The 12,949-nt window shown below is 55.7% G+C and carries 11 protein-coding genes; 7 read left to right on the top strand and 4 right to left on the bottom strand.

The features are described 5' to 3' along the window. Positions 1-31: 31 nt before the first annotated feature. Positions 32-2,008: an EAL domain-containing protein gene (locus ACIQUB_RS17875; protein WP_402931217.1), complete on the bottom strand. Its 1,977-nt coding sequence runs from the start codon at positions 2,006-2,008 to the stop codon at positions 32-34. A gap of 1,028 nt (positions 2,009-3,036) precedes the next feature. Continuing rightward, the gene (locus ACIQUB_RS17870; RefSeq protein WP_018899563.1) at positions 3,037-3,315 is read right to left on the bottom strand and encodes an HU family DNA-binding protein; all 279 of its coding nucleotides are present in this window, start codon (positions 3,313-3,315) and stop codon (positions 3,037-3,039) included. A gap of 620 nt (positions 3,316-3,935) precedes the next feature. On the opposite strand from ACIQUB_RS17870, the gene ACIQUB_RS17865 reads away from it, so the two are divergent. After that, on the top strand, positions 3,936-5,084 hold the full coding sequence (locus ACIQUB_RS17865) for a diguanylate cyclase (RefSeq protein WP_402931092.1): 1,149 nt from the start codon (positions 3,936-3,938) through the stop codon (positions 5,082-5,084). Between the two features lie 117 nt (positions 5,085-5,201). Then, positions 5,202-5,723, top strand: coding sequence for a 2'-5' RNA ligase family protein (locus ACIQUB_RS17860; protein ID WP_402931090.1), 522 nt, complete (start codon positions 5,202-5,204; stop codon positions 5,721-5,723). 386 nt (positions 5,724-6,109) lie between these two features. Here ACIQUB_RS17860 and ACIQUB_RS17855 read toward each other — a convergent pair whose 3' ends face one another. Then, positions 6,110-7,717: a DHA2 family efflux MFS transporter permease subunit gene (locus ACIQUB_RS17855; RefSeq protein ID WP_113239014.1), complete on the bottom strand. Its 1,608-nt coding sequence runs from the start codon at positions 7,715-7,717 to the stop codon at positions 6,110-6,112. 1 nt (position 7,718) lies between these two features. Further along, complete coding sequence (locus tag ACIQUB_RS17850; RefSeq protein WP_402931088.1) at positions 7,719-8,873, bottom strand: HlyD family secretion protein; 1,155 nt, start codon at positions 8,871-8,873, stop codon at positions 7,719-7,721. Between the two features lie 505 nt (positions 8,874-9,378). Here ACIQUB_RS17850 and ACIQUB_RS17845 point away from each other — a divergent pair. The 5 genes from ACIQUB_RS17845 to kduI all read left to right on the top strand — a co-directional run bounded on the left by ACIQUB_RS17845 (position 9,379) and on the right by kduI (position 12,945). Next, positions 9,379-9,852 carry a hypothetical protein gene (locus ACIQUB_RS17845; RefSeq protein WP_402931086.1) on the top strand — a complete coding sequence of 158 codons (474 nt, stop codon included), beginning with the start codon at positions 9,379-9,381 and terminating at the stop codon, positions 9,850-9,852. After that, positions 9,833-10,267 (top strand): response regulator, encoded by a 435-nt coding sequence (locus tag ACIQUB_RS17840; protein WP_402931084.1) that lies wholly within the window; start codon positions 9,833-9,835, stop codon positions 10,265-10,267. The genes ACIQUB_RS17845 and ACIQUB_RS17840 overlap by 20 nt, the downstream gene beginning before the upstream one ends. A gap of 321 nt (positions 10,268-10,588) precedes the next feature. Next, entirely contained in the window at positions 10,589-10,846 is a 258-nt protein-coding gene (locus tag ACIQUB_RS17835; RefSeq protein ID WP_113239011.1) for a DUF982 domain-containing protein, read from the top strand. Between the two features lie 495 nt (positions 10,847-11,341). Continuing rightward, positions 11,342-12,112 (top strand): GntR family transcriptional regulator, encoded by a 771-nt coding sequence (locus tag ACIQUB_RS17830; protein ID WP_018899571.1) that lies wholly within the window; start codon positions 11,342-11,344, stop codon positions 12,110-12,112. After that, a complete protein-coding gene (kduI, locus tag ACIQUB_RS17825) occupies positions 12,109-12,945 on the top strand; it encodes a 5-dehydro-4-deoxy-D-glucuronate isomerase (RefSeq protein WP_402931081.1) in 837 nt (278 codons plus the stop codon). The genes ACIQUB_RS17830 and kduI overlap by 4 nt, the downstream gene beginning before the upstream one ends. Positions 12,946-12,949: the final 4 nt, after the last annotated feature.

The raw sequence follows: 12,949 nt of genomic DNA, 5'->3' as shown, positions 1-12,949 counted from the left end.
TTCGACTGAGCGCTCCACTAAAAGGCCAGTCCTAAGCGGCCGCATCCGTATGCATCTTTTCGAGGATGCTTCGAGCGTTCCAACTGCTGATGAACGCCGAAAGCTCGGCCGCTCCCACCGGTTTGCTGAAATAAAAACCCTGCACCTGGTCACAGCCCTGCTCGCGCAAGAAAGCAGCTTGCTCGGATGTTTCAACGCCCTCCGCCGTTGTCACCATCTTGAGGCTCTGGCCCAAACCAATAACCGACTTGACGATCGCTCCAGACTTTTCGGTGTCGCTTAGGTCGCCAATGAACGATCTGTCGATCTTGATCTTGTCGAAGGGAAATGAATTGAGATAGCCGAGCGACGAATAGCCCGTGCCAAAATCATCCATGGCAATTTTTACGCCAAGCGCTTTCAGTCCGTTCAAGATTTCAAGGGCGGCATCTGTGTCGTTAATCAAAATGCTTTCGGTAACCTCAAGTTCCAGACGTTCAGGCTCAAGGCCCGTCCGTTGAAGGACTTGCCGGACGGTTTCGACGAGCTCATGATTTTTTAACTGCACCGGCGAGAGATTAACGGCGATGCGCAATCGATCCCACTTCAGCGCCTCGCGGCAGGCCGTTTCAAGGACCCATTCACCAATTGCCACGATCAGACCGGTTTCTTCCGCCATTGGAATGAAGTCGGAAGGAGAAACAAGTCCGCGCCTTGGATGGCGCCAGCGCACAAGTGCTTCGACGGCAGCAACAGCGTGTAGTTCCAGGTCGATGAGTGGCTGATAGTGAAGCTCAAGTTCGTTTCTCAAGACGGCTTGTCTGAGATCATATTCGAGCGCGCGCCGCTCCTGAAGTTCGGCGTCCATCTGCGCTTCAAAGATTCGATAGGTTGCACGCCCGCCCTGCTTTGCGCGATAGAGCGCTATGTCGGCATTTTTGAGCAGCCTGTCTGCTGTGCGGTCGGTGGCATCGGCCAGGGCTATGCCTATACTCACCCCGATATGGAGGGTCTGGTCCTCGACGACAAAGGCAGTGCGGATGCTCTCGATAAGTCTCCGGCTAAGCTCTTCCGCGTCATGTGGCTGGTTTGCTCCGATCTGGATGACGGCGAACTCATCACCTCCTAGCCGCGCAACCGTGTCGTTATAGCTGACGCACGCCTGCAAGCGCTGCGAAACCTGCTGCAGCAACTGATCGCCGGCCGCGTGTCCCAAGCTGTCGTTGACTTCCTTGAAGCTATCGAGGTCGAGACAAATCACCGCCACCTCAGCGGAACCCAACACAGTCGGAGACAGGGCTGAGTCCAAGTGTTCGCGAAATAGTATGCGGTTTGGAAGACCGGTGAGCGCATCGTGATGTGCAAGGTGGGTTACCCGTGATGCCGAAGCCTCCAGGGCGCTGCTTGATCTGCGTGCGTTTCGCACGACGAGTGCCGAAAAGGCTGCAAGGATCAACAGCGCGATAGCAAGCGGTGGGATGACGAAGTTGAGAAGTTGGTCACCCGGCCTTGGCGCGGACCACGATATAGTACCGAGATACACACGATTTTGCGTCATTAGCGGAATGAAGGCATCCTTGGCATTCTCGCTATTAAGGGAGATCGAAAGGTCGTTGAGTAGGTAGTCGTGACCCATGTCGTCGAGAAACTTCTGGTCGAGACGCTTCGCAAAGACGAGCATGGTCAATTCGCGGGGATTGATGCGGGCGCGATCGATAGATGGAGGAACAATTCCATTGGCGGCGACGACGTAGATGTCCTTGCCTGACTTGATCAGGCTTGTCGTTGGATGGGGTTGTATTGCCGCCACATGCAGGAGGTCGCGTAAACCGCGAGGCATCACGTCGAAGGCGTCAGCCCTGGTCGGAACGCCATCGATCAGAGCGTAGATCGTCTTGTCGCCGGGCGCCACGACGAACACCAGCTCATACCCCAGATCGTTATGGATATTTGCTCCCACGTTCCCTTCCGTGACAGCCCACCCTAGATCGATTCCGTCGTGAAGATGTTCATAGACGTCCGGTCTGATCGTATAGTCACGAAGGTTGCGTCCGACCTCGCGGGCCTTGACCTGTAGTGCAGTCGTGGCAAGCCGAGTGGACCCCTCGACAGATAGTCGATTTTGCTGATGGGCAGACGCCTCAGAACGCCAATCACCACAATGATCATTATCACCATCATACCCGCCATGGGGTAGACAACGCGGTTCGTAAACTGGTGTCCCGAAAAACGGGTCAATTCGGGATTGGAAGCGTGCATCCGATTCTCCGCCTGAGCTGCGTTGAAACGCTAGTGCTCCAATCCCGAATGAGTGGTTAAAACGAATTTTCCTGTTTTTCTACAGTTAATGGAAAGCATAATCTTCGAGGCTAAAAACCACACTGCGCAGGCACATCGTTATGAACCAGTTGCGCGACACGATCCAACCGGGTCATTTCGGGGTTTTCCTGCATCACTCTTCGACATCAGTTCAAGTGTGGCGACCTCGCCTTGATAGCGGCACCGTTCCATATCGATGGAACTGTGAGCGTTAAATCTCGTTTTACAGTTTGAACCGTGAGGCAAAGGCGCGCGGTACCGGATCGCTTGAAAATTACATGTGACACTCAAGCCGGACGCGCCGATATAAGGTGGACCGCTGCTATGACTGAAATTGCCGAAGATGTTGTCATTTCCGCATCCGATATTGCCAGCGCATACGGGGTGTCAGAAGGACAAGCTGAGCGTCTTCTTAGTCGCTTTAGTCACTCCTGGAGGGAGCTGGACATGCTCCTGGGCGCGAATGGGCGAACAGGAAGGCATCGGGCCAGCGATTTGGAAACACCGCCGTCGAAAGTGCCTTACGGTATAGACTGAAGAAAAAAAGGGCCCGGCATGGTCTCTTCAAAGCCGGACATAGTCTCGCGAGCGTCTGCAGATCAAGAAGTAAAGCGTTTCTCGAGATCCCCGCGTGCGGTCGAGACACGGCGGTCGCGGGGCAGAAGGCGCTGTATCTCGCCGTGCCCTATGATGGCGGATCAATGTCCGCCATCTTGATGGGCTCAACCCAAGGTCAGCCTACTTGTTGAGGGATTCCTTGAGCGCCTTAGCGGGCTGAAACGTCAACTTCCGCGCCGCAGCAACCTTGATGGCCGCACCAGTCGACGGATTGCGGGCCTCGCGCTCCGGCGTATCCTTGACCTTGAACTTCCCAAAACCAGGAATGGACGTTTCAGCATTCGAAGATGCCGCATCGGTAATCGCGGCAAAAACAGCTTCAACGATGGCCTTGCCCTGGACCTTGGTCAAATTATGTTGCGCGGCAATCTTATCAGCAATTTCGTTTGTCGTAGTCATTGTTGATCCTTTCTGGAATAGCGAACCTTTCCACTTTGATCGAGCCATGTCATTCAATCGAAGTCGAAACGAGCTCTGAGCCCAGGTTTTTCCACAAGATGAGAACGCGCACGGCAGGCTGAAGCGTCGCTGGGCGCGCGCGCCACACCAATCAAGACGTAATAAAGCGCGATTAAACGCATTGCGGGCATCAATAGGCGGGGAAGCATCGCTCTCTCATACGAGGTGGGCGCCGCCTTGTCGCTTCGGTTACATTGACAGAATTTGGTTGCAGCGCGCTTTGAACCGCGACCTGCCTATCTCCCGGAAGAGATTTTTGATCGCACTTGCGGATGGCGGCAGACCGTAAGCGTCGATCGGACGATGCGGCATGCAATCCTAACGCTTGATTTGGACAAGATCGACGGCGATTGTGGTTTCCTGGCCGACCAATGCGCTATCGACGCGGATTGGTGAAGCCTCGAAATTTCCACGCGATGTCGAGAAGCCTCGCACACAGCAAACAGCAATGATTTCAAACGAGCGCCGCTGGCATGAGTGTCCCCGCCGCAAAAAATCCTTTACCTTTTGCGGCTAAGGTGTCCACTCACACCCAGTGCGATATTTAGAATGAAGACATAATGAACGGCGCTGCATCTCTCCTGGTGGTGAACTTCATAATCGCCGCGTCGTTTGGTGTGGTTTTTGTCGTTGTGGCCGGGCATAGCCGCTCGCGTAGGCCAGCGTATTGGATTGGCGCAGGCTATAACGTTGCCTCGCTTTCCGCCATCTGCGAACTGCTCGTTGCCTACGGCTTTATGCCGAAGCTTTGGGCTCTTGGCGCCTTCTCATCTGTACTAATTGGCATGGTCCTGCTGGGGATGGGAATTGGGGAACTTTACCGAACGCGGCTGCCTGGCTGGATGATTTGCGCGTTCGTGGGAGCGAGCGTCTGCCTCTCCTATCTCATCTTTGATCTTCCTCGTGGCACGCCACTACAAGCCTTTCTGTATCAGACCCCGTTTGCAATCGTGCTCCTGGTGAGCGCGGCGTCTGTGCTGCCCTTTCGCAAACGCTCCTCGATCGACAGGTTTCTTGGTATTCTCCTGTTGATCACAGGCCTACACTTCTTCGCCAAGGCAGGGCTAGCGGTGATTGCCGGAGCTGGCACCTCGGCTCGCGACTATGTTCATACCGATTACGCTATCATCTCACAGAGCATGACGGCCGTGCTCGTCGTCGCGGTTGGCCTGACGCTTCTAGCCGCGCTTATCCTCGAGATCATGTCTGATCAGCGGGACGAGTCAGACACCGACACACTCTCGGGCCTTTTCAACAGAAGGCGGTTTGAGAGGACAGTTCAATCTATTCTTGAGCGTTCTCCTGATGGCAAGCATGCGATCATCTTATGCGACCTTGATCACTTCAAGACCATAAACGACACGTTCGGTCATCACACTGGAGATCTCGTCATCCGTGAGTTTGGCCGACAACTGCTTCACCATTTGCCGCCGCATGCGGTGGCTGGGCGTATCGGAGGCGAAGAATTCGCAATCTTCGTTCCCGACACCGAGACCGATATCGCCGTTGGGCTTGCTCAAACACTGAGATCAGCCACGATGACGCTGCCGGGTTTGCCCGCAACGTTGCAAGTCACCGCAAGTTTCGGCGTCGCGTCGTTGACCGCTCCCGCCAACATCGCCGAAGCCCACAGGAAAGCCGACATGGCACTCTACGAGGCCAAGAACGCCGGCCGGAACAGGGTGAAGATCGCATTTGGTAGAGCGTGAGGCGCAACCGTTGCCTCTCGCATCCACCGCGAAAGGCCGTCGTGGTGGCGTCAACCGAGGCGAGCGGTTGCGCTCTCGAACAATCCCCTGCTCCAAACGAGGAAGGGCAGAACGCAATTGAAGACACGCCATCCCCTGATCCTCACCGCTCGGATTGCCGAGGCCGATCTTCAGATGTTCGACGATCTCCGCCAGACGCATTTCCCTCCGCAACGCAACTTCCTGCGCGCGCACCTGACCATGTTTCACCGGCTTCCGGGAGAGTACCTTGAACAGATCGTACGCGACCTGCAGAGCGTTTGCGAGCATCAAAGCCCCATCGTAGCAAATGTCACCGGTATTCGTCATCTTGGAGCCGGCGTCGCCTTTGCCATAGAAAGCCTCGCGTTGACCATCGTGCGCGACGAGCTGAAACGACGTTTCAACCACTGGCTCGGCCCTCAGGACATGGGAAAGTGGCAACCGCACATCACGATCCAGAACAAGACGTCCAAGGCCAGGGCAGACAGCCTGTATGAGGAACTATCGAACAAATTTCAGGCGCTTGAAATAATGGCCCCAGGGCTTGATCTGTGGAGATACCTTGGCGGTCCGTGGGCACCAGAATTATCCGTGACGTTCTCAGGAGCGCCATTTTGAATGCAGTTCTAAAGAGCGAAAGCGGTTTGGCTTCCTCCACATTTGATCGTAGCCTTGATCGTGCCAGCCCCATATCTCAGTTGTTATGTTGCGATCGCATCGTTTGTACTTCTCGCACTGCTTGGCGCGCTAGGCGGATGCCCCGGTAGGCATCCATCGTGAGAGTTATGGTTCGTGTGACCCTGTGGGGCGCACTTGCAGCGGCTTGACGCGGTGATTGGGCCATGTCGCCGTCGCGATATGACAAACATCCGTGGATTGAAATAGCTGCGATAGCCGCGCGTGCGAGAGAAGCAGGGTCTCGCAGGTCCGAGCGTCCTTCTTTTCGCGATGACTATGAGAGACCTCCGGGCCAACGGCAAAGTGTCTCGTTGCCTGCGATTATGTCAATGCCCCTGGGTTTCCGTTGCCTGTTTAAGGTCGATGCGCCGCAAAATGAGTGCGAGCGGCACCATGCAAGCCGAAATGACCATCAGCACCTTGAATACGTCGATATAGGCAAGGTAGCTCGCTTGCGTTTGCACTTGTTTTGCCAACCACCCGCTCGCCAGGGACTGCGCGTCCAATAAGCTCGACCCGCGCTCGACAAAAAACCGGGTGGCTTGATCGAAGCTGTTGAGGTACCCTGGGTCCGACGGAACAATATTTTCGACCAGCCTGCTTTGATGCCATTGCTCTCGGTGTGCGAGCACGTTCGAGGCGATCGAGACCCCTATGGACCCGCCAGTATTACGTGCCGCGTTGATAAGTGCTGAGGCTTGGTCCGTTTGATCCGGCCTCAGCCCATCGTAGGATGCTGCGGTGATCGGAATAAAGATCAGGGGTAGACCAAGACCAAGGTAGAGGCGGGACCAGACGAAGAAGCCGAAGTTCAAATCCGCGTTAAGTCTCGTCATATCCCACATCGCCAGCGCGATGATCCCCATGCCGACCGCGATGAGATATTTTGGTTGGAATATTGATGTGAGCCGACCGGCGGCAAACATCATAAACATTGTGACAAGCCCGCCTGGTGACAATGCTAGGCCCGCCCAGGTCGCAGTGTACCCGAAGCTTGTCTGTAGGACCTGGGGCACGAACTGCGTCGTGGCGATCAAAATAGCGCCAGTCGCCAACATAACGATTGCACAGGCACCGAACTGACGGCTTGCCAGCAGTCGAAGATCGATTACGGGGTTGGCCCTCGTTAGTAGCCATGGAATAGCGATGCAAAGCGCTAGCCCTGAAATGGCGGAAGCGGTTATGATAAAGCCGGAGCCAAACCAGTCTTCCGTCTGACCGCGATCGAGAACCAACTCGAGAGCCCCCAGAAAGGTGGCAACGAGCAGGAAGCCAGTAATGTCAAAGCGCGTCCCGGTCTCCCGCATTCGCGCGCGCTCCTCTCTAAGCGCTTCCGGCTCCTTAACCAACGTGTACACAAGAAAGAAAGCTAAGAAGCCCACCGGGCCATTGATCAGGAAACACCAGTGCCAGGAAAAATTATCCGAGAGGTAGCCTCCGAGCGTGGGACCGATCACGGGTGCGACGACGACGGCGACGCCAAACATCGCAAATGCCTGGCCGCGCTTGGAGGGCGGAAAGGAATCAGCGAGGATTGATTGTGATATTGGCACCATTCCCCCACCCGCGAACCCTTGGATCATCCGAAAGATGAGGAGAGATTCTAGATTCCAGGCGAGACCGCACAAGATCGAGGAAACTGTGAAGGTGGCAAGGCAAAGCAAATAGAAGCGCCGTCGGCCATAGCGTTTCGCGATGAAGCTCGATGCGACAAGAACGATTGCATTTGACACAAGGTAGGTGGTGATCACCCAGGACGCTTCATCGGCGCTAACGGCCAGACCTCCCGAAATGTACCGGAGAGCGACATTGGCAATCGTAGTGTCAAGAACCTCCATGAACGTCGCTATAGACACGACAATAGCGATGAGCCACGGATTGGGGGTGCCAGGCATGTCCGTTGGCGAGCTCGCAGTTATTGCATTGCTGGCCATCTTAGCTCCTCGGCCGGACCGTGACGGTTGGGACGACCGACATGCCAGGGCCTATAGCAACATCTTTCGGCCAGCTATCGACCGTGATCTTTACCGGAATGCGCTGCGTGACCTTCACGTAATTGCCGGTCGCATTCTCCGCCGGGAGCAACGAGAAGGCGGTGCCCGATCCAGGCTGGATGGAATCAACCCTACCCTTCAAGACATGATCCGGGTACGCGTCAATGACAAGGTCAACCGGCTGGCCGGGGCGCATATCGGCCAATTGCGTTTCCTTGAAATTGGCAGTCACCCACACTTCTTCGGGAACAAACATCGCGATCGCTTGACCCGCCTGAATGTACTGGCCTTTCGAGCCACTAAGCTTGACCACTCGACCGGGTTGAGCCGCGGTGATTTGGGTATAGAGCAGGTTTTGCTTAGCGGCTTCAGCTTGTGCCTGCGCTTGCTGTAGGCTCGCGGTTGCACTCGCCTTTTGGGCTTTGGCAGAGTTCTGGTTCTTGATGGCCGAGGTCACGCTTGCCTGCGATTGCGCGTAGCTAGCCTGGCTTTGGCGAAGACTTGAAGCGGCCTGCTGAGCTGCTTGCTGGGACCCTGCCCCGCTTTTGACGAGCTCCTGCTGGCGGTCGTTTTCGTCCTTGGCGTATTGAAGGGCAGCTGCGCTGGAGGCTTGTTGAGCTTGAGCTTCTTCGATTGCAGCCCCTGCTGCCGCAATCTGCGCCTCAGAACTCGAGATGGCGGCTTGAGCAACGCCTATCTGACCGTTCGCTTGGTCAAGCGCGATCTGGTAGTCGCGCGGATCGATCTTGGCAATAACGGCGCCCGCGCTGAGGCGCTCATTATCGCTTACAGGTACGTCGGCAATGTAGCCGGAAATTTTTGCGGCAACGGAGAAACTGCGCGCATCGACAAAAGCATCATCCGTGGTTTCATACGGTTGAAAATAGACTAGCCAGACGAAATAGCCGATCAGAGCAACGACAATCAGGGCCACCACGATCATGATGCTTGCGAGCGGATGACGACGGATTATCGACGCCTTCTTCACTTCTTGCTGCGGGGTGCCAATGTCGAGCCTTTTCGATTGCAGATCTTCGCGCTTTTCTACTTGATTGTTTTCATCCAGTTGCGTCTTGTTGCGCTCGGTCTGGGTCACGGCGGCTCTCGATTTTTAAGGAAAGGACAGCCCAGGAAACGCAACACGCCTCGATCAGTTCCTCAGGATCATCAAGCGCGATTCTCTTGGGGTCCTGACGCATCCGAACGCCCCGATCCAAGTCGGTAGATGCTCGAATTGACGGGTGTGATCACCATCGAACCGGACACGCCCAGTGAAGTCCAGTTTCTGGGTGAGCATCGCACTGACCGGCAGTCAACGTGGGCCGGACAGCTCGTCAACCAGAGCGATCACGCCCTGCGGTGCCGAGAAGACTTACTGCCTCGCCCCTAAACGACTGCGGGCTTTCCCGGCGCCACAGGCTGAACGACTAGGCTTGGCCGGCCTCGGGCATCCGTAGGACGACTTGAGCGCCTTGTGCGTCCAATATCCAATCTTACCCTTTACAAATTCAACGCCCCTCCCATCTCGCCTTGAGAGTTGAACCATTGAAGCCATCGGCGATTTCGATCATTGCTCGTTTGACAATTAAGACCAAAAGACTATGCAGCATAACGAACAGAAACGATCTGACGCGCAGGATGCCGGCAAACGATTGGTCGCGCGACACCTTCGCGAGGATCCCTTCGCTTCGGCGTTCAAAGCAACGCGCCTGCCGATGATTAGCACGGACGCAAATCACGAAGACAGCCCGATTATCTTTTGCAACAGGACGCTTGAAGACCGGCGGGCGATTTCAGGGGAGCGGTTGGGGAACGTAATTGTCGTTTTGCACGGCGGGGGAACCAGCGGCGAGAGCGCAGCTTGTATACGCGAAACAATTGCAGCGGGCTCGGACGTCTTCCATTCGGCATTAACGACCAGACCGAAATTAGTCGCATGCTTCCTTGAGAACCAAGCAGAACACGTCGGTGCGGAGATCGAAAAATTGACCGAGCGGCATCGATGTAAAATTGACGTTACACCAGCGGTGGAGACACCGCGCAGGAGAATGATTTTTGAAAGTACTTATCGTTGAAGATGAAATGCTCCTCGCGATCGAGCTTGAGAGTGAAGTTGAGCGGGCGGGCCATCATGTGACGGCAACCGCGATGTCAAGAAGCCAAGCGCAGGCGGCTATCTCGCTGGAGCGCCCCGAGCTCGCATTTGTTGATATTCAACTGCAGGATGGGCCCACAGGGATCGATGTGGGCCGCGATCTGGCCAGTGAGGGCATCCCGTTTGTTTTTGTAAGCGGTAATATCAAAAAAATTCCGAACGACTTCGTGGGAGCTCTGGGCGCTATCGAAAAGCCTTACACAGTCGCTGGGATGAAAAGCGCAATCGCTTATCTCTCCGGTGTGATCGACGGGCAGTCGGACCTTCCGCCTCCCACAAGTCTCGTCCTCGCTGAGGACGTCAAAATCATCCGCGGAAAACATCGCTTGCTCTAACACAGGCGCGCGCACCAGGGCTGTGTCTGAGCAGCAACGTTAAGCTCGACATCGCCAACCGTCGCTTTTGAAACAATCACCCGTCGCTCCCTCTTGGATCAATCACGGAAGAGGAAGCGCAGGCAAGGATCTCAACAACGTTCACATCTGTCTATTCGACTGCTGTGGTCTTTTATTACTGATAGATCTGCGTTTACCGGTTGATTTGTGGATTTGCGGGTCATCGGCGCCATCCACAAGATGATGAAAAAGGACCTAGCGGCTTGAAATCATCCGCTTTTTTCCTAGTTTCACCTCATCAAACTTTTAAGGTTAGAACACATGCCACGCACAATGTTCGAGCGCGCGATCTTTGCGCAGCTCGAGAACTATGTTCGAAAGATCGCCAGTGTGGATGATGTGCTCGACTTTCTCAACGACTGGCCCCAAGATCAGCGTGACATCACTTACGATGTCATGATCGGTGCATGCCGAAAGGCGATCACCGGCAATCTGCCAGACTCGGCGGTGGCAGAGAACTTTCGCCGATTTCTTAAGCGTCACGGAAGTCTCGCGGAAACCACCGGATTGCGGGCCTGATGCCCCTCTTTCCGGCTATTTCGATACACGAATTCGAAATTTTGCTCTTCCCTCACGCTCAACAGCGTCGCTACGGGTGCAGGACCACCGCACGCTTGAAACATCAAATTCTTTCAGCCTAAAAACTTCCAGCGGTTGGCTGGTGCCGCAACCTTGAGCATCTCGAAGTTGCAAGATCGAGCTGCGATTTGACGATGGCGTCTTGGCCTTCAGAGCCTTCAAAGCCAAACTCATACGCTTCATTCATTGAATGTCAGGTCACGTCTGCATTTGGACAGGGGCTCGTCCTCGCCCCACTATCAGCCACCACCTGACAACGACGTTCCTTGCGACACACGCTCCCGATCGGCACCGGGACCACCCCTATCTTAAGGCGGGCGACGGGGCGCTTGCGTAAGCTTGGATACTAATATACTACTTCCTTGCCAGTGGGAGGTGGCATCGGGTGGAGAAGACTGTCGGATACTTTTTCGCAGGCATGCGGGACGCCGCTCGATGAGCGAGGCGCGTAGAAGGCGATCGCTTGCGGGCGTAACACAGATCTCGCATCAGCGTGCAACGGCCCCGCGCGCAGCGACGATTGTCTACAATTCGCTGCGCGACGATATCATTTCACTACGCCGAAAGCCGATGGACCTCCTGAATGAAAAAGAACTGGAGGCTCAGTTCGGAGTGAGCCGCACGCCCATCCGCGAGGCAATCCTTCGTCTGTCCGACGACGGCCTAGTCGATGTCTTTCCGCAATCCGGCACTTTTGTTTCGCGCATCCCGCGCCGCGCGCTTTACGAGGCAATCCTGGTGCGCAAGGCGCTGGAGGACACCACGGTCTCCGTTGCCGTCGAGAAAATCACACCTTCAGGTATCCGCGCACTGGAACGCAATCTGGCCGATCTCAGTGCTTGCGTGCACGACGACGATGTCACGGCTTTCCACGTTGTCGACAACGAGTTTCACAAGCTGATCAGCGCTATCTCCGGTTTCCCTGGGATCTGGTCAATCATCGAGCAGGTAAAAATCCATTCAGATCGCTACCGCCTGCTGACGCTCCCGCAGGAAGGACGTCTCGCCCGCGTGATCGAGGAGCATTCGGCAGTCATCGATTGCATGAAAGCCGGAGACAAGACTGGCGCTGCCGCCGCTATGAGCTTCCATCTCGGCAAACTGCTCGGCGAAGTCGAGAAGGCCGAGATCTGGGACCCGAATTACTTTGTCGAGGATGCTGCATCTCCCTTGGCATCTATTGAAGAGAAGGGAAAAAACCTATGAAGATCGATGTCCGGCACGCGTCCCATCCAGACGCCGTCCGCGCCTTTGACACGGAAACACTGCGCCGCCATTTCCTGATCGAAAGGGTGTTTGAAGACGGCGAGATCCGTCTCACCTATTCCCACTATGACCGCATGGTCATCGGCGGCGCGATGCCTCTGGGTAAAGGGCTTTTACTCAGTGCGCCGAGGGAGATCGGCCAGGATACTTTTCTCGCTGAACGCGAGCTTGGCGCTCTGAACGTCGGTGATGTCGGCTGGGTGGTCGTGGATGGCAAGCGCCACGAGCTCCAGAAATACGACTGCATCTACGTCGGCAAGAGCGCCAAGGATGTCCGCTTCGAAAGTGTTGATGCTGCCAAGCCCGCGAAATTCTATCTGGTCTCGACGCCGGCACATGAGGTCCATCCGACCGTGCTCCTGACGCGCGACAAGGCGCGCCATCTGACACCCGGCGAGGCGGCGACCGCTAACAAGCGTTCGATCTATCAGTTCATCCACCCGGAGGTCTGCCAGTCCTGCCAACTGACCATGGGCTTCACCATGATCGACGGCGGAAGTGTCTGGAACACCATGCCAGCCCATACGCATGACCGGCGCATGGAAGCCTATCTTTATTTCGATCTGGACGCCGAACAACGCGTCTTTCATTTCATGGGCGAGCCGCAGCAAACCCGTCATATACTGGTTGCCAGCGAGCAGGCGATCATCTCGCCGCCCTGGTCGATCCACTCGGGTGCCGGCACCAAGAATTACAGCTTCATCTGGGCCATGGCCGGTGACAACAAGAGCTTCACCGACATGGATCATATCGCCATCGCGGATCTGAGGTAGGATG

This window comes from Rhizobium sp. NPDC090275 (assembly GCF_044772225.1).
Classification (GTDB): domain Bacteria; phylum Pseudomonadota; class Alphaproteobacteria; order Rhizobiales; family Rhizobiaceae; genus Rhizobium.
The sequence above is the reverse complement of the archived record's forward strand: the minus strand, read 5'-3'. Positions and strand labels throughout refer to the sequence as shown.